At 36.5% G+C, this 22,900-nt stretch carries 19 protein-coding genes and 1 tRNA gene; 14 read left to right on the top strand and 6 right to left on the bottom strand.

Annotated features, from left to right (window positions below; translation table 11 throughout):
• Positions 1-12 precede the first annotated feature (12 nt).
• The 6 genes from trkA (at position 13) to NMU02_RS06370 (ending at position 8,057) form a co-directional block, all read left to right on the top strand.
• Positions 13-1,347 carry a Trk system potassium transporter TrkA gene (gene trkA, locus NMU02_RS06345; protein ID WP_255026674.1) on the top strand — a complete coding sequence of 445 codons (1,335 nt, stop codon included), beginning with the start codon at positions 13-15 and terminating at the stop codon, positions 1,345-1,347.
• 7 nt (positions 1,348-1,354) lie between these two features.
• The gene (locus NMU02_RS06350; RefSeq protein WP_255026675.1) at positions 1,355-2,827 is read left to right on the top strand and encodes a TrkH family potassium uptake protein; all 1,473 of its coding nucleotides are present in this window, start codon (positions 1,355-1,357) and stop codon (positions 2,825-2,827) included.
• An 81-nt stretch (positions 2,828-2,908) separates the two neighbouring features.
• Entirely contained in the window at positions 2,909-5,395 is a 2,487-nt protein-coding gene (locus NMU02_RS06355) for an FtsK/SpoIIIE family DNA translocase (protein ID WP_255026676.1), read from the top strand.
• 26 nt (positions 5,396-5,421) lie between these two features.
• Positions 5,422-6,066 carry an outer membrane lipoprotein periplasmic chaperone LolA1 gene (gene lolA1, locus NMU02_RS06360; protein WP_255026681.1) on the top strand — a complete coding sequence of 215 codons (645 nt, stop codon included), beginning with the start codon at positions 5,422-5,424 and terminating at the stop codon, positions 6,064-6,066.
• Between the two features lie 18 nt (positions 6,067-6,084).
• Positions 6,085-7,032 carry a thioredoxin-disulfide reductase gene (trxB, locus tag NMU02_RS06365; RefSeq protein WP_255026683.1) on the top strand — a complete coding sequence of 316 codons (948 nt, stop codon included), beginning with the start codon at positions 6,085-6,087 and terminating at the stop codon, positions 7,030-7,032.
• Between the two features lie 323 nt (positions 7,033-7,355).
• The gene (locus NMU02_RS06370) at positions 7,356-8,057 is read left to right on the top strand and encodes a Crp/Fnr family transcriptional regulator (protein ID WP_255026684.1); all 702 of its coding nucleotides are present in this window, start codon (positions 7,356-7,358) and stop codon (positions 8,055-8,057) included.
• 105 nt (positions 8,058-8,162) lie between these two features.
• On the opposite strand, the gene NMU02_RS06375 is transcribed toward NMU02_RS06370, so the two are convergent.
• Both NMU02_RS06375 and NMU02_RS06380 read right to left on the bottom strand, forming a co-directional pair.
• Complete coding sequence (locus tag NMU02_RS06375; protein WP_255026932.1) at positions 8,163-9,143, bottom strand: type I phosphomannose isomerase catalytic subunit; 981 nt, start codon at positions 9,141-9,143, stop codon at positions 8,163-8,165.
• Positions 9,144-10,826: a family 10 glycosylhydrolase gene (locus NMU02_RS06380; RefSeq protein WP_255026687.1), complete on the bottom strand. Its 1,683-nt coding sequence runs from the start codon at positions 10,824-10,826 to the stop codon at positions 9,144-9,146.
• 145 nt (positions 10,827-10,971) lie between these two features.
• On the opposite strand from NMU02_RS06380, the gene NMU02_RS06385 reads away from it, so the two are divergent.
• A complete protein-coding gene (locus NMU02_RS06385) occupies positions 10,972-11,577 on the top strand; it encodes a nitroreductase family protein (protein ID WP_255026688.1) in 606 nt (201 codons plus the stop codon).
• Positions 11,578-11,860: 283 nt separating this feature from the next.
• Positions 11,861-14,263, top strand: coding sequence for a fibronectin type III domain-containing protein (locus NMU02_RS06390; RefSeq protein WP_255026689.1), 2,403 nt, complete (start codon positions 11,861-11,863; stop codon positions 14,261-14,263).
• A gap of 210 nt (positions 14,264-14,473) precedes the next feature.
• On the opposite strand, the gene NMU02_RS06395 is transcribed toward NMU02_RS06390, so the two are convergent.
• The 3 genes from NMU02_RS06395 to NMU02_RS06405 all read right to left on the bottom strand — a co-directional run bounded on the left by NMU02_RS06395 (position 14,474) and on the right by NMU02_RS06405 (position 16,773).
• Positions 14,474-15,601, bottom strand: a complete 1,128-nt coding sequence (locus NMU02_RS06395) for a site-specific integrase (RefSeq protein ID WP_255026692.1) — start codon at positions 15,599-15,601, stop codon at positions 14,474-14,476.
• 163 nt (positions 15,602-15,764) lie between these two features.
• Positions 15,765-16,130 carry a hypothetical protein gene (locus NMU02_RS06400; RefSeq protein WP_255026693.1) on the bottom strand — a complete coding sequence of 122 codons (366 nt, stop codon included), beginning with the start codon at positions 16,128-16,130 and terminating at the stop codon, positions 15,765-15,767.
• A gap of 109 nt (positions 16,131-16,239) precedes the next feature.
• Entirely contained in the window at positions 16,240-16,773 is a 534-nt protein-coding gene (locus NMU02_RS06405) for a hypothetical protein (protein ID WP_255026694.1), read from the bottom strand.
• A 146-nt stretch (positions 16,774-16,919) separates the two neighbouring features.
• Here NMU02_RS06405 and NMU02_RS06410 point away from each other — a divergent pair, with 146 nt between their 5' ends.
• Positions 16,920-17,114, top strand: coding sequence for a hypothetical protein (locus NMU02_RS06410; protein WP_255026695.1), 195 nt, complete (start codon positions 16,920-16,922; stop codon positions 17,112-17,114).
• Positions 17,114-17,488, top strand: a complete 375-nt coding sequence (locus tag NMU02_RS06415; RefSeq protein WP_255026697.1) for a helix-turn-helix transcriptional regulator — start codon at positions 17,114-17,116, stop codon at positions 17,486-17,488. The genes NMU02_RS06410 and NMU02_RS06415 overlap by 1 nt, the downstream gene beginning before the upstream one ends.
• A gap of 285 nt (positions 17,489-17,773) precedes the next feature.
• Here the strand turns inward: NMU02_RS06415 and NMU02_RS06420 are convergent.
• Positions 17,774-17,866: transfer RNA gene (locus tag NMU02_RS06420), tRNA-Ser, on the bottom strand.
• A 149-nt stretch (positions 17,867-18,015) separates the two neighbouring features.
• Between NMU02_RS06420 and mltG the strand changes: the two genes are divergently transcribed.
• The 4 genes from mltG (at position 18,016) to NMU02_RS06440 (ending at position 22,874) form a co-directional block, all read left to right on the top strand.
• Positions 18,016-19,074 carry an endolytic transglycosylase MltG gene (gene mltG, locus NMU02_RS06425; RefSeq protein WP_255026699.1) on the top strand — a complete coding sequence of 353 codons (1,059 nt, stop codon included), beginning with the start codon at positions 18,016-18,018 and terminating at the stop codon, positions 19,072-19,074.
• A gap of 108 nt (positions 19,075-19,182) precedes the next feature.
• A complete protein-coding gene (locus NMU02_RS06430) occupies positions 19,183-20,775 on the top strand; it encodes a thiamine pyrophosphate-dependent enzyme (RefSeq protein WP_255026703.1) in 1,593 nt (530 codons plus the stop codon).
• Positions 20,772-21,356 carry an indolepyruvate oxidoreductase subunit beta gene (locus NMU02_RS06435; RefSeq protein ID WP_255026704.1) on the top strand — a complete coding sequence of 195 codons (585 nt, stop codon included), beginning with the start codon at positions 20,772-20,774 and terminating at the stop codon, positions 21,354-21,356. Before NMU02_RS06430 ends, NMU02_RS06435 begins: the two co-directional genes overlap by 4 nt.
• 195 nt (positions 21,357-21,551) lie before the next feature.
• Entirely contained in the window at positions 21,552-22,874 is a 1,323-nt protein-coding gene (locus tag NMU02_RS06440) for an MFS transporter (protein WP_255026934.1), read from the top strand.
• Positions 22,875-22,900: the final 26 nt, after the last annotated feature.

Consider the following 22,900-nt stretch of genomic DNA (forward strand, 5'->3'; position numbering starts at 1 on the left):
ATTTAACCGATTATGAAAATTATTATTGCAGGAGCTGGTGAAGTTGGTACACATTTAGCTAAATTATTGTCCCGGGAAGACCAAGACATTGTTTTGATCGATACCGACGTCGAGAAATTGCAATGGATAGATGCTAATTATAATTTGATGACAGTAGTAGGCTCCCCCACTTCATTCGATATATTGAAAAAGGCAGGAGTAAATAAAGCTGATTTATTTATAGCCGTAATGCCTTTCGAAACCCGAAATATTACGGCTTGCATGATAGCGGCGAATCTTGGTGCTCAAAAAACAGTTGCCCGAATCGATAACTACGAATATCTTCTCCCAGAGAATAAAGCATTCTTTAAAAAACAAGGAGTAGATGTACTTATTTACCCCGAAATGCTTGCTGCTCAAGAAGTAATGACGGCTCTAAAACGTACTTGGGTACGTAATTGGTTTGAATTATGCAATGGAGAACTCATTCTGATTGGTGCAAAACTCCGAGAAAATGCGACCATACTAAACAAAAAATTAAGTGACCTTACCAGCGAACACAATTTCTATCATATAGCGGCTATTAAACGCAAAGACGAAACGATTATACCACGAGGAAATGACGAAATACAATTAAATGATATTGTGTATTTTACCACTACCCCTGATCACATACAAGATATACGTACAATGACCGGGAAAAAAGAGGTCGATGTAAAAAAAGTTATGATTATGGGGGGTAGTCGTATTGCTATACGAATTGCAGACATAGCACCTGAATATTTAAAAATAAAGCTGATCGAATCAGATCGCGCAAAAAGTTTTAAACTGGTTGAAAAAATGAAAGATACAGTGATTATTCAGGGAGACGGACGTGATATAGACTTATTAAAAGAGGAAGGAATAACCGATGCAGATGCCTTTATTGCCCTTACCGACAATTCTGAAACGAACATATTGGCCTGTCTCACCGCAAAAAACTTCGGAGTTCCGAAAACCGTAGCCGAAGTTGAAAACATTTCCTTTATTACCGTAGCCGAAGGATTGAATATCGGGTCGATTATTAATAAAAAACTAATTGCCGCAAGCCGTATTTACCAGTTGCTGCTCGATGAAGATGAATCGAACGTAAAATGTCTGAGTCTTGCTGATGCGGAAGTAGCCGAATTAGTAGCAAAAGAAGGTTCAAAAATAACCCGCGGAAAAATAAAAGATATTTCCTTACCGAAAGACCTCACTTTAGGAGGACTCATAAGAGAAGGAAAAGGTCTTATCGTAAATGGTAATACTCAGATACAACCCAATGATCACGTCGTTGTTTTTTGTCTCGACACAGCCATAAGTAAAATAGATAAATTATTTAATTAATATCAGTATGGGTAAAAATGCAATGACAAACTTTAATTTCAAAATCGTTTTTCGAGTCATCGGAATGTTGGTGGGATTCGAGTCTGTTTTTATGTTAGTTCCACTAATTGTTTCACTCATATATCGTGAAGACGATACGCCTGCATTCCTTATCACTATTGGAATTACGTTTGTGATCGGACTGATATCTACCTTTTCATTCAGAAATCATAGCAAACACATGGGCAAAAGAGAAGGCTATTTTATCGTAGCCTCTTCCTGGATATTCTTTTCTTTTTTCGGGATGCTTCCTTTTATGTTTCAAGGCAGTATTACCAATCCGGCCGATGCTTTTTTCGAAACAATGTCGGGATTCACAACTACTGGTGCGACAATCCTTACCGATATCGAATCGGTACCTCACGGACTTCTTTTTTGGCGTAGTATGATGCAATGGCTAGGTGGTTTAGGTATTATTTTATTTACATTAGCCGTATTGCCGATGTTAAATTCGGGAGGAGGTATTCAACTTTTTAATGCGGAAACAACAGGTATAACTCACAGTAAATTAAGACCTCGTATAAGCCAAACCGCAAAAAGGCTATGGTTTATTTATTTCATAATAACATTCCTTCTTGTTATTATGCTTGTATTAGGACCGATGAATTTATTCGATTCTCTCTGCCATGCTATGTCGACAACTGCAACGGGAGGATATTCGACAAAACAAGCCAGTATTGCATATTGGCATTCAGCTTATACCGAGTATGTTATTATTTTCTTCATGTTTATTTCCGGAATCAATTTTTCATTGGTTTATTTTGCAGCCCATGGAAAAATAAAAGACTTATTTAAAGACGAAGAAGTAAGATGGTACACATTTGTCCTTATTTTGGCGACAATGGCAGTAACCGGAGGTCTCATTCTTAGTGGTCACACGATCAATAATTTCGAAAACACTTTCAGGTCCTCCCTTTTTCAAATAACCAGTGCTATGACTACCACCGGTTTTACAACAGCAGATTTCACGGTTTGGGGGTCCTTTTGTAATCTTGTGTTATTTCTTGTTATGTTTTTCGGAGCATGTGCAGGATCGACCAGCGGGGGCGCTAAAATGATAAGAATGGTTGTTGTAATGAAAAATACGGCAAATGAATTTTATCGGAATATACATCCCAATGCGATTGTTCCCGTACGTATTAATAATCAGGTAATTTCGTATGAATTGGTTTCAAAAGTACTTGCTTTCCTTTTCGTATTTTCATTAATACTTGTAAGCGGTTCCCTTGTATTAACAGCAACGGACCTGACGTTTGAAGAGGCATTCGGTTGTACTCTTTCCTGCTTAAGCAATGTAGGCCCCGGATTCGGACGTATGGGGTCGAGCTTTTCTGCAATTTCTGATTTAGGGAAATGGGTGTTATCTTTCATCATGCTGGTAGGACGCCTCGAACTATTTACAGTTCTTATACTATTTACTCCATATTTCTGGAAAAAATAAAGGACAGAACAGTAAGTACAACTCACTCTTTTGTGAAAAGTTTTTATTACTTTTGTATCTGCGTAAATAGAATTCTGCTCCATGGCGAAAAAAAAAGAAGAAACAAAAAAAAATAAGAACGAAGATTCCGTTTTTCAAAAAATTAAATCATTTCTTAAGGACGAAAGAACGCATTTTATCTTAGGATTGTTCTTTGTCATGTCGGCAGTATATCTTTTTATTGCCTTTTTATCGTTTTTCTATACCGGAGAGATCGATCAAAGTAAAATAGAGAATCTTCCTCTTTCTGAATTGAGCAGTGTAAAAAACGATATTCATAACTGGACAGGTGCATTAGGAGCCTATCTCTCTAATTTATTTATAAACAAATGGGTAGGAATCTCTTCATTCATTATATGTTTTTTTATCGGAGCAATAGGACTTAAACTAATGAAAGTAAGAAGGGTCCCATTAATAAAATGGTCATTATACTGTTGTTCTCTTATTATTCTTATCTCTATTATTTGCGGTTTTTTCTTTATCGACAGTTACAAGGATTCGTATATTTATTTGGGAGGAGAGCACGGATATTATACCTCTTTACTTTTACAGGCAAATCTCGGATGGACGGGTACATTTCTCATTATAATAGGTTGTGTCCTTACTTTTTTCATCGTAGTAAGCTCACATACTATAACAATATTACGAAAAATATTTTCATTGAATATCGGTAGAAATAAAGAACTGAAAGAAAATACAGTAGAAGAAAATATTTCTATACCTGAAAATGAAAAAGAACATATTTCAGAAAGCCTCTCTTCCGATACAGAAGAAAAAATCAAAGAAGACGATGATGATAGTTATGAATATATAGCTACTGATAATGATGTAAAAGAAAACCTGAATAGACCAGATAATAATCCTTTCGAGGTGGTTTTCGACCAAGAAGAAGAAAAAGAAGAGAAAAAAACGGATCCGATACAAAACTTTAATAATCAAGATAACACCAACGAAGATCATCAATTTACAGTCGAAGCCGGTTCAATAACAGAAGAAGAAAACTATCAAAACAACGAACTCGAAGATTACGATCCCACACTCGATCTGTCTCATTACAAAGCACCAGGTTTCGACCTGTTAGAACGTTATAACGAAACGGAACGACAGATCGATATGGAGGAACAGAATGCTAATCAAAAACGAATTGCAGAGACTTTAAAAAATTACGGCATTCGTATAAAAATGATAAAAGCAACCGTAGGTCCGACAATTACTTTATATGAAATAATTCCTGAGGCCGGTGTCAGAGTATCCAAAATACGAAACCTCGAAGATGATATCGCATTAAGTCTTTCGGCTTTAGGAATACGTATTATTGCCCCTATTCCGGGAAAAGGAACAATCGGGATTGAAGTTCCCAATAAAGAACCTCAGATCGTCTCTATGCTTTCAGTAATTTCATCAAAAAAATTCCAGGAAAGTAAATACGACCTACCTGTTGCTTTAGGAAAAACAATCACGAATGATGTATTTACATTCGACTTATGTAAAATGCCTCATTTATTAGTTGCCGGTGCTACCGGTCAGGGTAAATCGGTCGGGTTAAATGCTATAATCGCCTCTTTACTTTATAAAAAACATCCTTCGCAATTAAAGCTGGTTTTAATCGATCCCAAAAAAGTCGAATTCAGTATATATGCAAATATCGAAAAACATTTCCTCGCCAAATTACCTGATTCGGAAGAAGCGATTATTACTGATGTAACGAAAGTTGTACAAACACTGAATTCGATCACAAAAGAGATGGATAACCGATACCTATTGTTAAAAGACGCGCAGGTAAGAAATATAAAAGAATACAATGCAAAATTTATATCCCGCCGCCTGAATCCGAATAAAGGTCATCGTTATATGCCATACATTGTTGTGATTGTCGATGAATTTGCCGATCTCATAATGACTGCCGGTAAAGAAGTAGAAATGCCTATCGCCCGTATAGCCCAACTCGCAAGAGCTATAGGCATTCATATGATTATCGCTACACAACGACCGTCGACGAATATCATAACCGGAGTTATAAAGGCCAACTTCCCCGCACGGGTGGCGTTCAGGGTATCTTCCATGATCGATTCCCGAACAATTCTCGACTGTCCCGGTGCCAACCAACTAATCGGACGAGGCGACCTTCTGTTTTCTCAGGGAAGCGATCTCGAACGCGTACAATGTGCTCTGATAGACACACCGGAAGTAGAAAAAATTTGTGACTGCATAAGCAGCCAGCAGGGATATCCTACGGCTTACGAATTACCGGAGTATGTGGGAGAAAACGGCGATTCATCCTTTGGTGAAGTCAATCTGAAAGAAAGGGATTCCATATTTGAAGAGGCGGCTCGTTTAATAGTTGTGAACCAACAAGGATCTACTTCGCTGATACAACGTAAATTCTCTTTAGGCTATAACCGGGCCGGTCGCATTATGGACCAGCTCGAAGCCGCCGGAATCGTTGGTCCATCAGAAGGCAGTAAAGCCCGTCAGGTTTTAGTTATGGATGAGATACAGTTGGAACAAATTTTTGCTAACTTGCATTGAAATTAAAAAGAAAGATAAAAAGAAAAATGAACAAATCAATTCAACTTCTTTTAGCTTCTATACTATTGTGCGTTTTTATTTATCCGGTAAAAGCGCAACAGGTAAACAAAGCAATAAAATTACTCGATCAGGTTGCCGCGAATTATGAAAAAGCAAAAGGTATTTCGGCCCATTTCGATATAACGACTATGAATTCTGCCGGAAAACAGGAAGGTACGGTTAACGGAAATATACAAATGTTAGGGAAACAATACGCTTTTTCTACCTCAGAAATGATAACTTGGTATAACGGAACGACACAATGGACGTATATACCTTCTAACAATGAAGTAAATGTAAGTACACCCTCCGAAGAAGAAATACAATCGATAAATCCCTACCTTTTACTAAAAGGGTACAAAAATAATTTTAATTGTATATATAAAGGGAAAAATAAAACCAATGAAAATATAGAACTCATACCGAAAGATAATAGTAACGAAATAAAGAAAATTATACTATATATAGATGTTAACAAGTATCTGCCTGTAAACATTATTATTGAAAATAAAAATAAAACTAAAATACGTATAGGGGTTTCCCAGATTAAGACAGGGTTGAACTTTAAGAACAGCCAATTTGTTTTTGACAAAAAGAAATATCCTGATACTGAAATTATTGACTTACGCTAAAACCACAACAACATGATTATGGAAGATATAGAAAAGGTTCGCTGCCTGATCGTTGGGTCGGGACCTGCCGGCTATACAGCAGCAATCTATGCAGGTCGATCGAATCTTGCACCAGTACTTTACGCCGGTATACAACCGGGAGGACAGTTGACTACAACTACTGATATTGAGAATTTTCCGGGTTATCCCGAAGGTATATCGGGCTATGACATGATGGAAGACCTCAAAAAGCAATCGATTCGTTTCGGCTGCGATGTACGTAACGGTATCGTAACAAAAGTAAATTTAAATGAAAAGCCATATCGAATAACGATCGACGATGAAAAAATCATCGAAGCCGATACAATTATCATTGCAACCGGAGCATCTGCTAAATATTTAGGAATTCCTGATGAAGCAAAATATCAGGGATTGGGAGTTTCGGCATGTGCTACTTGCGACGGTTTTTTCTATCGCAAAAAAGTAGTTGCGGTAGTCGGTGGAGGAGATACAGCCTGCGAAGAAGCCGTTTACCTTGCTCAATTAGCTTCAAAAGTATACATGATTGTTCGGAAAGACTATTTAAGAGCTTCGAGAATTATGCAACAAAGAGTTATGCAGACTCAAAATATCGAAGTCCTTTTCGAAACTGAAACTGTCGGATTATTCGGGACCAAATATGTCGAGGGTGTACATCTTGTAAAAGCGAAAGGAACCGACCGAGAAGAATTTATAGACTTACCGATTGACGGTTTTTTTCTTGCCATCGGACACAAACCTAACACCGATGTATTCACACCTTATCTTAATCTCGACGAATCCGGTTATATTATAACCGAAGGACATACGACAGCCACTAATGTTCCGGGGATTTTCGCTGCGGGAGATGTAGCCGATCCTCACTACCGGCAAGCCATTACGGCTGCTGCGTCAGGATGTAAAGCAGCAATCGATGCCGAACGATATCTGATCGAAAATGGACTATAAAAATAAAATTTAACAATAAAAAGGCTGTAATTTTAGATAAAATTACAGCCTTTTTATTTGCTTAAACATAAAAATTTCTCTTTTTTAAAAGAATATGATAAGCCGATAAATTCAATTAATATCTATTAAAAACAATAACCGAATCAGAAACTAAACATTTTATACACGAAGATCAAGCCTCCGGATATACACACTTTCTGAATCGTATTCCTTTTTATTTAATTTCTATATATACCAAAAGCTTTATTTTTTTTATCTCTAAAATATTATTCTAAGCGTTTTTTCTATATATTTGTGCTGTACAACAGTGTTATAAAACAATCATGGTAAAGAAGAGTACGTTAGAATCTATCCTGCAAGAAGATCTTTCTGAAATGTGGGCATTACTCGACAGTGAAGAAAAAAGATCGCTTATCGACAATTTCCATATACAAACCTTCAAGAAAAACGAAATGATTTACAGTGAAGGTGAAAAAGCGACCCAACTCATGTGTCTGCTTAAGGGAAAGGTAAAAATCTTCAAAGACGGTGTAGGCGGTAGAAGCCAGATTATTAGATTAATGCGTCCTGTTCAGTATTTCGGATATCGAGCTTATTTTGCAAGAGAAGATTACGTAACGGCAGCATCGGCTTTTGAGTCGGCCACTATAGGCTTCTTACCGATGGAACTCGTTGAATCGTTAGTAAAGAAAAATAACAAACTGGCTTACTTTTTCATTAAAGAACTGTCTGTCGATTTGGGGGTATCGGATGCCCGCACTGTAAATCTCACTCAAAAACACATACGTGGAAGACTTGCTGAGTCTCTATTAGTTCTAAAAGAAAACTATGGTCTTGAAGAAGATGGAGCCACCTTGAATATTTACATGGCCCGGGAAGATCTCGCAAACTTATCTAACATGACGACTTCTAATGCTATCCGAACTCTATCTTGCTTTTCCAATGAAAAAATAATCGTAGTAGACGGCCGTAAAATAAAAATAATCGACGAAGAACGTTTACGCAAAATATCGAAATTCGGTTGATCCGCTTTTACATAATATTCTAAAAATATATGCAATAAAGAAATGGGATTTATAAATGTAAATCCCATTTCTTTATTGCATATATTTTTATACTCAAATAGATTTTTAAATTTCGGGAATATAACATTCCAACAATTTACCCGATTTCTCAGGAGAAATTTCAACCCATTGTAAAGATGCCGGTACTAATACCGTATCTCCTCTCCTAACAGATATTTTAACACCGTTATTATCGGTCAATTCCGTTTCGCCTTCCATACAAATATAAATAACGAACGAGTCTTTATCGGCAATATCCCGCTTTATTTTTTTATCGATATCGAGTAAATTCGTAGTAAAATATTTACAACTTACTAATTCTACGGCTCTATCGGTTTCAGGCTTATAAATTGTTTTCAGATCAGAATACATATTGTAATCTATCGCGTCTTTAGCCAATTCTGTATGCAATTCACGACCTTTACCATTAGCATCTTTACGATTATAATCGTAAATACGATAAGTAATATCCGACGTTTGTTGAATCTCGGCAATAAAAATACCCTTTCCAATAGCATGTACACGACCTGCAGGTAAGAAGAATACGTCTCCGCTCTTTACAGGATGAAATTGTAATACATCCATGATCGTATTATCATTTACACGTTTCACATATTCCTCAGCATCGATTTGTTTCGAAAAACCCGAATATAAACCGGCACCTTCCTGAGCCGATATAACATACCACATTTCTGTCTTTCCAAAAGAATTATGGCGTTGTTTAGCCAACTCGTCATTCGGATGTACCTGAATCGACAAATTATCTCGTGCATCGATAAATTTTATCAATAAAGGAAATTTATCTCCAAAACGGTCAACAACATGTTTACCCAACAACTTATCTCCATACCGACTCATCAAATCGGTAAGGGATTCTCCTTTTAACGAACCATCGCTTACAACCGAAACATTATCTTTTACTTGGGATATCTCCCAACTTTCGCCTATGCCATCCTGACATTTAGGGAGATTCTTAAACTTGCATATTTCACTACCTCCCCAAATAACACTTTTCAGAATGGTATCGAATTTTAATGGATACATAATTTAATATTTTATGTGTGAAAATAATCCTTTATATGTTGCCTTTTCATCGGCATATAATATACGGTATATTCCGCTTTGCAAATTTGGCAAATTTATTTTATTTCTCCATATACCCTGATATATCTTTTGTCCCATTATATCCAATATTACAATATACTTGTATTTATTTTGCGTATTAAAATTCAATGTTCCGTCTTTTTCCGAATAAATAATCTTAAATTCCGGCGGTATCGGAGAAGTTTCGGAAACATCTATAAAAACAGGTAAACTTTCGTTATATCCTTCATCATAAGCAGTAAGCGCATAATATTTGCACCTAGGTATCTGTGAATAAGACAATCGACAATTATTTATAAATCCAGTCCATAATAAATTTTCAGATTGTGATATATCCACAGGGTATATATCAGACCCATATAAAGCATAACCTTTTGCTTTTAAGGTTCTATCCCATTTAAAATCGATAAAAGACAAATTACTTTCTATTCGAAAGCCTTTAGGAGTATCCGGCACATAATCGCTTATCCATGGCATTCGGGGTAATAAGGCGGGGAAAGGATATGCCCAATGATATAATTCGTCATAAATTCCTTTTTCATTTTTAACCAGACTTTCCAACCGATAAAAGGCCTGCCCTGAAGCACCTAAATATCTTCCATCATATATCTGACGCAGAAAATCGTTCAATTTCCAATTTCCCTCAGTCTTTTGTAGTCTATAGGCCCCCAAGCCACTGACTACAGGCCGGCCATAACTGTTTTTTATCCAATCGTCAAGAAATGGATAAAAAGAACGTTCACTGAAGTACAACATCGGTACGATAAAATCAATTTTCCCGTCTTTCATCCATTTTTGAGCATCCTGATGTACCGATTCGATACAACTCCATCCCGATGAAGGAAATGCGGGTAAAGATCTATATTTTCCTATCGTAGCCGCACTTACTTTCACAGTATGACGTACCTGCTTCACCGCATTATAAATCGTATACACGATACGATCGATATTATTTTGTCGCCATTGAGAAAGTGATTCCCCCTTCCGAGCATATTTACGATACGTATTTTTATCGGGAAAAGCCCATGCTTGATCCGGATACCTTATATAATCAAGATGAATCCCATCTACCTGATAACGCCTCACGATATCGGCAGCCAACGAAGCCAAATATTCGGCAACCTGCGGATGTCCGGGATCGAGATACCACTCTCCTTTCATATTTATACACCAATCCCGATGCCTCGCCACAAGAGAATTCCGCCCATGCAATTTAACCTGTTTATTAGTTCCGATCGGAATACATACAATCCAGGCATGACATTCGAGCCCTCTTTCATGACATTTTCTTACCGCATATTCTAATGGATCGTATCCGGGATTTTTACCAGATACACCTGTTAATATAGCATTCCAAGGTTCATTTTTCGAAGTATAAATTACATCCCCTCTGAGACGAGTCTGAAAAAAAACGACATTAAAATTCAATTCTTCTACGCAATCCAACAAACGACATAACTCTCCTTTCTGTTGTTCCCTCGATATATAATCTCGTACCGTTTCATGTGGCCAGTCTAGCCCCCAGTTAGTCGTAAACCATACTGCCCGCATTTCATGTTTCGGTTGAGAAAATGTTTTGAAAATCCCCAAAAACAAGAATATAATAAATACTAATTTTTTTAGCATATAAAGGCTGTTTTTTCAAGAGACGAAAGTAATTCAAATTCATGAAATTACAAAACATACATTTTATAAGAAACGATAAGATTTTACAACAATAACCCCATCCATTTTGTTATAACTTTAATAAACTAACTTAAAATTGAAAACTATGGCTACACGTACTTTTAAAGAAGCTTTAAAACACAGAAGATCTTATTATGCAATCAATGGAAATTCACCGATCTCAGATGACGATATAAAAGATATTCTCGATTTTGCGATAACACATGTTCCTTCTGCTTTTAATTCGCAATCGACAAGGCTCGTTCTTTTACTGAAAGAACATCATCATAAATTCTGGAATATCGTAAAAGAAAAATTACAAAAAATGTTACCCGAAGACCGGTTCATCGCAACCAAAGAAAAAATAGAACAATCTTTTGACTCAGGATATGGTACTATATTATTTTTTGAAGATGAAAATGTTGTAAAAAAACTACAAGAAAACTTTCCACCGTATGAAGCTAAATTCCCGGTATGGTCTGAACAAACATCAGCTATGCACCAATTAGCGATATGGACTATGCTCGAAGATTCCGGATTAGGAGCCTCACTACAACACTATAATCCGTTAATCGACGAAGATATACACCGGCAGTGGAATATTCCAGAAAACTGGCAGTTAATAGCACAAATGCCATTCGGTACTCCTTTGAAAGAATCCGAAGAAAAGCCTAAACTTCCTGTATCGGAAACTGTAAAAACATTTAAATAATTAAAAACCGGTCGCAAATTAAATTTGTGGCCGGTTTTTTACACAATTTATGCTTCTTAAAAATATTTACAGAATTAATTATCTAATAATTTCCTTCTTTTGTGTTATATATTCATCAGAACAAATGCTAAAAATAACTCTTCAATATACATCTCTTTTTTAATTCTCCGTTTACCCCACAAATATAATTTAAAGATCGTGCTATAAACCTCAAAAAAAATTCTAATACCGTAAAGGCTATTAAACCAATTTACAGAAAAATACCAATCTAAAAACAAAAAACATGTTAAAAAAAATCTTATTTTCAGCTTTAGCTCTGATTTTATACCTCGAAGCCTATGCCGAACCGGTTCCTTACTTACAAACACCAACTCATAATTCTATCTGGATTAATTGGAGAACAACTAATGAAAAAGAAAGTAAAGTTCTTTACGGAGAAACTACCGAAGCTCTCGAAAACATAACTAACGGGGACGCTGAGTTTTTTACCTCAACCGAAGATAACAATTATTCGTACACTTATCACAGCGTACAACTTACCGGTTTAAAGCCCGATACCCGCTACTTTTACAAAGTCATAAGTGGTGATCAACAATCGAATGTGTATAGTTTTAAAACCCAACCTGTTCCCGGCAGTAAAGGTATTTACCGGTTTATTATTCTGGGCGACCACCAGCTACAAGACGACAGGTATGTGCGCCTGATGAAAGGTGCGAAATCTATCGCCGAAAAAAAATACGGAACTCCCATCGAAGATCATATCAACTTAATTACAAACGTAGGAGACCAGGTGAATGCCGGAACATTGAAAGAATATGATATTACTCATTTTAAAAAATCGGAAACATTATCTCCCAACCTGCCGATCATGACAATTATAGGAAATCACGATGTTGCCGGTAATAATCCTCTTAAATATTATAACGATCATTTTATTTATGACAAAATAGAGTACAAAGGAATAAAAAGCAATTCTGAATATTATTATGCTATGCAGCAGGGACGAGCTTTATTCCTGATGCTAAGTTCGGAGCATGCCGGTATGACCCAATACAAATGGGCCAAACAAGTCATTGAAAAAGCAATCGCCGATGACGAAATAGACTGGATTTTCAGTTACAACCACCGCCCATTACAAGCCGAGCAATATGTAGGCGATGTATCGGAATGGGTAAGAGACCAGATTATGCCTTTATTAAATAAATCGGAAAAATCGGTTATGAATGTTGCCGGACATCACCATTTATACCACCGCGGACAATTACGCGATTATCCTACCTACCATATCATATCGGGCGGAGCATCCTGGGATCAACGCTGGGGCCAAGGAACAGAACAGGATTTCGATGACGTGCAAAAAACAATCGATTATTGGCCATTCCAGATCGTAGAACTCAATTCGGAAACAGGGACAATGACAGTAGAAACATATGTCACCGGAAACCAAGCAGAAACCTTCGCAGAACCGAAACTGGTCGATAGTTTTTTCCGTACCTTCGAAAAGAGTAAACCCGAGAAACCTTATATCGAAGCACTGGAGCCGGCCGATGCCATCGAGCTGCCCTATACATTTAAAAGCAGCGCTTATTCAAGCCAAACTGGTTACGATTACAATAGTGTACAATTTCAGGTAGCAAGCGACGCGACTTTCTCTGACCTCGAATTCGATCTGATACGGGATTACGAAAATATCTACGGAAAACATCCTGTAGGAGCCAAATTCGTTGATTTGCACAAAGATATCAACATATTTGAACAAACTTTGAAAAAAGAAGACCTGCATAACGGTATACATTTCATACGCGTGCGGCATCGCGACCGGAACTTAGAATGGTCGGATTGGTCTGAACCAGTAACTTTTACAACCGTAAACGGTATTGACGGAGATCCCGAACTCGAACTGTCCAAAGAAAAATATCTTCCAGACGAAGAAGTCAGCATATCTTTCAAATTTGCTCCGGGGGAGTCGGGACAATGGATCGGAATTTTCAGAGAAGGACAAAATCCTGTTAACGGAGTTATCTCTACAAAATGGGACTATGTATCGGGAAGTGAAGGAATAATTACATTTTCGTTGGAACCCGGTGCCTACTACGCAACTCTTTTTAGAGACAGCGGATACGACCTTTTATACCGTACAAAATATTTCTATGTAGGGGTTATACCCAAACTCGAAACTGAATCTACGGTTTTTGAGAAGGGTGAAACCATAAAAGTAAAATTTTCTAACGGTCCCGGATTACAGAAGGACTGGATAGGAATTTACAAAGAAGGACAAATTCCGGGAAGTAGTTCCGATCAGTCGCTGGCCTGGACCTATATCAATTCTACTTCGGGAGAATGTACTTTCAACAATTTACCGGTAGGAGATTATTTCGTTTCTTATTTTATAAAGGAAAAATATTACGAACCCGCAGAACGAATATATTTTCAGGTCGTCGAACCGACGTCAGTAGAATCCGAAAAAAGTCCCATACTGGTTGCATACCAGGATGCGGCAAACCAAAAATTAAACGTAAAATATACTACAAACATAAAAGAATCGGGTACACTCTTTAATCTTAACGGAATGGCTGTAAAAAGTTTTTCCTTTGAAAACTACGCTATAATATCAACAGATGATATTTCGGCGGGAGTATATATATTACGCATAAATAACGAAACAAAAAAGATTATTATTCAATAAAAACTTTCAAAAAAAAGACGTCTTTTACAGACGTCTTTTTTTATTTGCGGAAGCGGGGGGATTCGTTTTATTATAACTCAATCTCTGATCACATACTTAAACAATGTTAAATTAATACATCGTCAATGATTTACATATTTTTTTTATAATCAAAATAAATCAAATAAAGATTTACGTTATAATAATTTGGTTCTACATAGGGTAATACAATTATTTAAAGAATGGATGATTTGAAAGTATTTCGGCATTCTCTTTTTCATCGACTTTTATGTATTTTAAAAAAGTCGATTGTTTGCTATGGCCGGTAATTTTCATAATGGCAATAACCGGTACTCCGGCTTTATAGGCATTTGTTGCAAAAGATCGTCGGGCTGTATGTGTTGAAATTAAATCGCATTTCTCAAATTCGAATTGTACATATTTACCCTGAATATGTTTATTTATTAATACCTTATCGGTTATTCCAGCAATACGGGCAATTTCTTTGATGTGTTCGTTTATTTTCTGATCTGATACTCTAATGTTCGGATCAAATCCATTATTTAAGATATTACGTATATAGGGATGTATGGGTATAATTGATTCTTTACCGGTCTTTTTCGCCCTTATCCTGATAAAATTATCATCAATATTTAGTTCATTTAAACGCCCGTAATCCGAAACTCTTAACCCTGTATAAGCGCCGATCAGGAATCGATCACGAACTAATTTATAGGATTTAATTTTCTTTTTTGCGTTCTCATCACTTATGTCTTTAAAGTGATTCTTTATTGAAGAAATTTTAAAATCAAAATCATATATTTTCTTTAGTTCATCTTCCGTAAGGTAGATACTATCGGTATCTACCTTTATGCCAATAAAATCCCTATGGTTAATATCTGATAGATTATGAATATGATCTACAACCTTAGCCTCAGTATATATTTGTTTAATATTTCGTATGTTATTTCCGAAGTAATTAGTTGAATAACCTTTTTCAAAGAACCATTCCTTAAATAAGTTGTAGAAATCAATATTTATATCACTGAATACGAGTCTTTTTTTTAAATATTTCTCATATTCAATTAGTTTATCTCTGGTTCTTTGAAATTTATTAATCAAATCCTTTGATTTAACACCCCGGTATCGTTCAATATATTTATTTATGTAATCGATGAAGTAAATATTTCTATCATTTGGGTCATCAATATAAAATTCTTCGTCCAGTTTCTTAAAGAACTCTTCCTTTAAAGGAGTATTATAGAACTTCTTAAAGTGAGATATAACCCTTAATGCGGCTTCCTCCCACCTGTCTAAAATTTCGTTAGTGAAATTTGCTTCCGTATTCTTCGCCGTCACACGCACACGTTTTTTTTCTGCGTTCCAAAATTTCGGTTCCACCGATTCGCCGATATTTCTACGATATTTATTTCCCCGAAAGCAAATCAATATAGCTATCGGGGAAATTCTACGTGATTTATGAACCAACAGGAAGGAGATCATTTTAAAAATTAATTCTTTATTATTTATTCTTAATAAACTTGTGAGTAGTATTATTTAATTGTTGTACGGTTATTATATTTTTTTTGTAACTAATCCTTGTATAGTTATCAATTGGATGTTTAGGATGAGAATTATCGTACATAACATCATTTACAATATAAATACTAAGAATACCGCAGGAATCTTTTTCAGGGAAGCTTATATCATATTTAAAAAATAAAGTATCTTTTTTATTTTTTATTTCAGCATAACCTTCTGCTTTTTCCAAACGCCCATTATTATAAGTTGGGGATATTAATGTATATCTCCCAATCTTTAATGAATCATCCTCTTTTGAACATGATGAAATAATTACTAAAAACAATGACATTATTAAGTATTTCATAAAAATATTTATTAATTGATATATATATTTATATATATTTCTCGAACCGATATATTAATTGCAACGTTAACGAATAAACACATAGTTTAAGTTAACCCTATATCTAATTTTATTTATGACTTAATAATTCTCGTAACATAGAAATCATTTCATCCTTAGATTTAATAATGGCCCGGCTCTCGATTACCTGTTTCTCGAGATCGTTTATTTGTTTTAATAATTCTTTTTCTCGTTCATTTGTGCCATCGACATAAACTGAGGTAGATAAGTATGTCTCAATTTCGCCAGAAGGTCTAATAATTTTTACGTACCCGGATTCGGGCAAATCAGAAATGTTTATATGATTATTTACATTATTATGCGTTGAACGATTATGATTCCCTACAATTACACTATGATTTTCTCCAGCTACCCTAACACTATTATCATTAATTACATTTTTTAGCATATTCCCTTCTCCAGTTCTTAGCCAATTTATATTCAAGTTTGGGTAAATCATAGATATTTTATCTAATGTGGTCTTTCGTGTATTATCACTCATTTTGGATACAGATCCATTACTCATACCTACTTGCTTTTCAAACAAACTGATACTAATACCTTCGGCGGTAATAAATTCCAATAATCTGTCTTTTAAACTCATGATAATAGTTAATTAGATTTAAAATCGATATTTTTAGTAGATTATCTATTGTTTGTTTAGATTTTATATCTATCTTTGTCCTGTTGTTCAAACAACAACATCACAAAGATAAAAGATTATTTAAATAAAACAAATACCTAATAAGGATGATAGACAATAATAAATCATTGGTTAAGCAAATACTTTCACTGAAAGTGGAAGGCCCGGAAATAACATTTGAAGCCTTAAAATTACCGTCTATTGAAACTACGATTTGTAAAGTAAATAGAATTACCGGGCAGAAAAGGGAATACATTAAGACGGTTAAGAATAATATGTTGCATTTAAGACGCATAAAATAATGGAAACATTAACTCATGCAGAATGGCAGGTTGCCTATGAATATGGCAAAGGATTATGTGACAAAGAAGTCGCCGACAATCTTAACAAGTCGGTTTGGACGACTAAGACGCAGAAACGGGCTATTTATCGGAAACTTGGAATATCCAAAGATACAGAACTTGTATTGTATCTGATCTGCATGAAATTGAAAAGGAATTTCGATTTAAAGGAGATTCGTAAACATGGAATAGAAGTATTATTCAGTGTATTATTCTTTATCAACCAATGTATGAGTATTGATGGTGATATGTATAGAACACGTACACGAAGCATAACGAGAACAAGCGTAAGATGTAGAACGAGCGGAAGAAGGAGTAACGATTATGAATATTAATACGATTGACATATCAAATATGACTATAAATCAAATTACAAGTATGATTTATAGTTTACAATACGAGATCGAAGAAAAGAATCGTATGCTATCTGAAAGCATACCATTTGAATCAATTAATAAATGTGCATTTACAATTGAAATGGTATCCATATTACATAATATTAATCCGCATACAATTCGTAAATATGTAGAAATGGGGTATTTACAGAAACACCCGGAATCTACAGATAAAAGAATACTTATTTGGGCATCTGATGCATTGAAATTAAACTTTAAAAATATTAAGAAGGAATGCCGGGGATTCGAACCCCCGGTACGGTTACCCGTACGTCAGTTTAGCAAACTGGTGGTTTCAGCCACTCACCCACACTTCCTCAATTTGGATCAGCCGTTACCCATACCAAAGCTATGCAAATATAAGTTCCCGATTTTTAACATGCAAATATTTATATGCATTTTATCCCTGTATTAGGGTAATTGCTTACTTTTGTAATTTAAAAATTCAACGACAAGAAAATATTATAATGGTAAAAAAACGTAGAAAAAAATCGGGAAAAAGTACTGTAATCAAAATTCTATATATCGTTGCAGCAATCATTTGTATTTTACTCGTATCAGCCGGAATTATTTATAAAAGATACATGATCGATAGTTTTACAAAAGATACATTTTGGATTTATGTCGACAAAAACAGTAAGTTGGAAGATATTCTGTCAGATTTAGGAAGCAAAATAAATAAATCGGACATTATAAAATTTGCCCGCATAGCACGTATAAATCATTATAAACCATCGGATGAGCCAGGTGCATACCGTATAGAGCCGGGTATGGGCGTATTTAAGACTTACCGTAAATTATCGAACGGAAACCAAACACCGATACGATTTACCTTTAACAACATTCGTACGACCGAAAATCTTTCCGAGCGTATAGGAAAAACCTTTATGATGCAACCGGAAGAGATAAAGAATTTACTAGATAATCCGGAAATATGTAAATCTTACGGCTTTTCTACACAAACGATACCGGCGATGTTTATCCCCGATACTTACGAAGTTTACTGGACGATAAAACCTGAAAAATTACTCGACCGGATGTATGACGAATACATGAAATTCTGGAACGAAGACCGGAAACTTAAAGCGGCTAAAATACATCTTACCCCTATTGAAGTGAGTACATTGGCTTCTATTGTCGAAGAAGAGACCAAAAACACAGCGGAAATGCCTATCGTAGCCGGAGTATACATAAACCGACTTAAAGCCGGTATGTTGCTTCAAGCTGACCCTACTGTAAAATTCGCATTACAGGATTTTTCATTAAGGAGAATTCTGCATCAACATCTGGACACCGATTCTCCATATAATACATATAAACACTCAGGGCTCCCTCCAGGCCCTATTCGTATCCCTTCAAAAGCAGCGATCAACTCTGTATTAAACTATCAACCTCATAATTACGTGTATATGTGTGCTAAAGACGATCTTTCGGGTCGCCATAATTTTGCCGAAACCTACGCTGAACATCAACAAAATGCCATACGCTATCAAAAAGCGTTAAATGAGCGGAGGATTATGAAATAAATACTGCAAGGGCTATTTTTAATAAGATTCTAATTTTTTTCCCTATATTTGTAGTTATTTGAAATTAAATTGTTCACTTAAATCTTGTCATATATCAAAAAATAAATTATGAATAAACATTTGTTATTAGGTGACGAAGCCATTGCTCAAGCGGCTTTGGATGCTGGTATATCCGGTGTATATGCGTATCCGGGAACACCGTCGACCGAAATTACGGAATATATACAGGCTGCCACCCAAAAAACAGGAGAAAATATACACAGCCGATGGTCTGCTAACGAAAAAACTGCAATGGAAGCAGCCTTAGGGATGTCATATATCGGGAAAAGAGCTTTAGTATGTATGAAGCATGTCGGTATGAACGTTGCCGCTGACGCTTTTGTAAATGCCGGTATGACCGGTGTAAACGGAGGGCTTATTATTGTAGCAGCCGACGACCCGTCGATGCATTCATCTCAAAATGAACAGGATTCTCGTTTTTATGGTGATTTTGCATTTGTTCCTATTTTAGAGCCATCTAACCAACAAGAAGCCTATGATATGGTCATTTCGGGTTTCGAATTATCAGAACAGTTTAAAATTCCGGTGATCCTTCGCATTACCACCAGACTTGCCCATTCCCGCTCGGGCGTCGATATCAGAGAAAAACGTTACCAAAATAAAATCTCATTTCCCGATGATCCGAAACAGTTCATCCTTTTACCAGCCAACTCCCGAAAAAGATTCAAAATATTATTACAAGATCAGAAAAAATTCGTACAGGCTGCCGAAAAATCGGAGTTTAACCATTATATCGATGGAAATAATAAAAAATTAGGAATCATTGCCTGCGGTATCGCATACAATTATCTGACAGAAAATTTCCCAGACGGATGCGAATACCCAATAATAAAAATATCTCAATATCCACTTCCGGTAGATATGATCGCCCGGCTTGTAAAAGAATGCAACGAAATATTGATATTAGAAGAAGGCTATGCATTCGTAGAAGAAAAATTAAAAGGATTATTAGGTTTGGGAATTACGGTAAAAGGACGTCTGGATGGTACTCTTGACCGAGATGGAGAACTGAATCCCGATAAAGTAGCAACCGCTTTGGGTTTAAAAAACGGCCCCACCTACCCGATTCCCGATATTGTAATGATGAGACCACCAGCCCTGTGTCAGGGATGCGGACACCGGGATATGTATGAAGCCCTGAATAATGTAGCACGGACTTATGAAAATGCACGTATTTTTAGCGATATCGGTTGTTATACTTTAGGAGCTCTACCACCCTTCCGAGCAATCCATTCATGTGTAGATATGGGGGCATCGGTAACCATGGCCAAAGGGGCTGCCGACGGAGGACTTTTCCCAGCAATTGCTGTAATTGGAGATTCGACCTTTACTCATTCAGGCATTACAGGTTTACTCGACTGTGTAAATGAAAACGCAAATGTAACGATTATTATTTCGGATAACGAAACGACAGCGATGACCGGTGGACAGGATTCGGCGGGAACCGGAAAACTGGAAGCGATATGTGCCGGCGTAGGAGTATCTCCCGAACACATAAGAATCGTTGAACCCTTGAAAAAAAATATGCAGCAAATGGAAACTGTAATACGGGAAGAAATTGAATATAAAGGTGTTTCGGTAATTATTCCCCGAAGAGAATGTATACAAACCTTATCGAGAAAAAAACGTCAAAAAGCATGAAAACAGATATTATACTTTCGGGTGTCGGCGGTCAGGGAATTCTTTCCATAGCCGCGATTATAGGAGAGGCCGCTTTAGCCAACGGACTGAATATGAAGCAGGCTGAAGTGCATGGAATGAGCCAAAGAGGTGGTGACGTACAATCCAACTTACGCATTTCAAGCGGCCCGATATCGTCAGATCTGATTCCGTACGGAAAAGCGGACCTAATTATTTCGTTAGAACCGATGGAGGCTTTACGATATTTGCCCTATCTGAACAAAAATGGCTGGATCGTAACAAATTCTACTCCTTTTATAAATATTCCCGAATATCCCGAAACAGAGACAATAATGAACGAACTTAAAAAAATACATAACACCATTATTCTCGATGTAGACGGTATCGCAAAAGAAGTAGGTTCTCCCCGTACAGCTAATACGGTTATTCTGGGTGCGGCTTCTCCATTCATCGGTATTCCCTACGAACAACTTGAAGCCGGGATACGCAATATTTTCGGAAAAAAAGGAGAACAAATAGTAGAAATGAATATAAAAGCTTTAGCTGCAGGCAGAAAAGTTGCAGACCGTTTTGAACAATAAATTTTAAAAGATTAAATATTAAAACGATCCCGACCGGCAGGAATAAGACATTTCTACCGGTCGGGATTATTTTATTATATTAATAATTAAATATTATACTTAAAACGATATAACCTTTCCGACAAAAAGGATGTTACCATGTTATACTTAATTGAACGACAAATACACTTTTTAGTCAGAAAAGAAATTTGCAGCATGAAACATCCTAAATTAAATCTGGCACAGATATGGAACATGAGTTTCGGCTTTCTGGGAATACAATTCGGCTTTGCGCTGCAAAATGCAAATGCAAGCCGTATACTACAGACTTATGGCGCCGATGTAGAACATTTATCCTGGTTCTGGCTCGCCGCCCCTATTACGGGAATGATCATTCAACCGATCATTGGTTATTACTCGGACCGTACATGGTGCCGTCTCGGACGGCGTAAGCCCTATTTTCTGGCTGGTGCGATTCTTACTTCGATCGCACTTATATTTATGCCAAATTCGGGATCGCTATCCACATTGATTCCGCCGATGTTTATCGGAGCTGGAATGTTGATGATCATGGATGCGTCGATAAATGTAGCGATGGAACCATTCAGAGCTTTAGTTGCCGATTTATTACCGTCTGAACAACGAACATTGGGATTTTCTATACAAACCTTCCTTATCGGAGTAGGCGCAGTCGTTGCCTCCTGGTTTCCATATATTCTCGCAGAATGGTTCGGTATATCCAAAACAGCTGCCCCTGGAGAAATACCCGATAATGTTATTTTTTCATTTTATGTAGGAGCTGCAGTATTGTTAAGCACTGTTTTATGGACAATATTTCATACAAAAGAATATCCCCCCGAGATACAGAGACAATTTACCGATGATAGAAAAGAAAGCGTCCCGACTGAAAAAGGGAATTTCGGTGATATCCTGAGAGATATCGTACATATGCCACGCACCATGGCTCAGTTGGGAATCGTACAATTTTTTTCATGGTTTGCCCTGTTTTCGATGTGGGTATATACAACTCCAGCTGTAGCCGAGCGATTTTACGGAACAACCGATGCTTCGTCTGAAGCCTATCAAATTGCAGGAAACTGGGTAGGTGTACTGTTTGGAATTTATAATGCCGTAGCAATGGTTTTTGCGCTTTTCCTTCCGGTTATCGCCAAATGGACTAATCGTAAAACCACTCATGCTTTATCCCTTTTTTGTGGTGGGTTGGGACTTATATCCTTCCATATATTCAATGACCCTTATTTGCTAATCATTTCTATGGTCGGAATCGGAATCGCCTGGGCAAGTATTTTGGCTATGCCCTACGCAATATTAGCCGGGGCCATACCTGCGACCAAAATGGGTGTTTATATGGGGATTTTCAATTTTTTTATAACGATACCTCAGATTGTAAATGGTGTTTTTAACGGATTTATCGTAGAATACATATATCACAAAGATGCGATATACGCATTGTCCACAGCCGGAATATTTCTTATGTTGGCCGCAATTTCAGTTATATTTGTTAAAGACAAACATTAAAATTTAATGATATCGGGTAAAAAACA

This window comes from Coprobacter tertius (assembly GCF_024330105.1).
GTDB classification, from domain to species: domain Bacteria; phylum Bacteroidota; class Bacteroidia; order Bacteroidales; family Coprobacteraceae; genus Coprobacter; species Coprobacter tertius.

What these genes read in the sequence shown, in the direction of transcription:
- trkA (WP_255026674.1), top strand. Translation starts at nt 13, where the DNA reads ATGAAAATTATTATTGCAGGAGCTGGTGAAGTTGGTACACATTTAGCT.
- NMU02_RS06350 (WP_255026675.1), top strand. Translation starts at nt 1,355, where the DNA reads ATGGGTAAAAATGCAATGACAAACTTTAATTTCAAAATCGTTTTTCGA.
- NMU02_RS06355 (WP_255026676.1), top strand. Translation starts at nt 2,909, where the DNA reads ATGGCGAAAAAAAAAGAAGAAACAAAAAAAAATAAGAACGAAGATTCC.
- lolA1 (WP_255026681.1), top strand. Translation starts at nt 5,422, where the DNA reads ATGAACAAATCAATTCAACTTCTTTTAGCTTCTATACTATTGTGCGTT.
- trxB (WP_255026683.1), top strand. Translation starts at nt 6,085, where the DNA reads ATGGAAGATATAGAAAAGGTTCGCTGCCTGATCGTTGGGTCGGGACCT.
- NMU02_RS06370 (WP_255026684.1), top strand. Translation starts at nt 7,356, where the DNA reads ATGGTAAAGAAGAGTACGTTAGAATCTATCCTGCAAGAAGATCTTTCT.
- NMU02_RS06380 (WP_255026687.1), bottom strand. Translation starts at nt 10,826, where the DNA reads ATGCTAAAAAAATTAGTATTTATTATATTCTTGTTTTTGGGGATTTTC.
- NMU02_RS06385 (WP_255026688.1), top strand. Translation starts at nt 10,972, where the DNA reads ATGGCTACACGTACTTTTAAAGAAGCTTTAAAACACAGAAGATCTTAT.
- NMU02_RS06390 (WP_255026689.1), top strand. Translation starts at nt 11,861, where the DNA reads ATGTTAAAAAAAATCTTATTTTCAGCTTTAGCTCTGATTTTATACCTC.
- NMU02_RS06400 (WP_255026693.1), bottom strand. Translation starts at nt 16,130, where the DNA reads ATGAAATACTTAATAATGTCATTGTTTTTAGTAATTATTTCATCATGT.
- NMU02_RS06405 (WP_255026694.1), bottom strand. Translation starts at nt 16,773, where the DNA reads ATGAGTTTAAAAGACAGATTATTGGAATTTATTACCGCCGAAGGTATT.
- NMU02_RS06410 (WP_255026695.1), top strand. Translation starts at nt 16,920, where the DNA reads ATGATAGACAATAATAAATCATTGGTTAAGCAAATACTTTCACTGAAA.
- NMU02_RS06415 (WP_255026697.1), top strand. Translation starts at nt 17,114, where the DNA reads ATGGAAACATTAACTCATGCAGAATGGCAGGTTGCCTATGAATATGGC.
- mltG (WP_255026699.1), top strand. Translation starts at nt 18,016, where the DNA reads ATGGTAAAAAAACGTAGAAAAAAATCGGGAAAAAGTACTGTAATCAAA.
- NMU02_RS06430 (WP_255026703.1), top strand. Translation starts at nt 19,183, where the DNA reads ATGAATAAACATTTGTTATTAGGTGACGAAGCCATTGCTCAAGCGGCT.
- NMU02_RS06435 (WP_255026704.1), top strand. Translation starts at nt 20,772, where the DNA reads ATGAAAACAGATATTATACTTTCGGGTGTCGGCGGTCAGGGAATTCTT.
- NMU02_RS06440 (WP_255026934.1), top strand. Translation starts at nt 21,552, where the DNA reads ATGAAACATCCTAAATTAAATCTGGCACAGATATGGAACATGAGTTTC.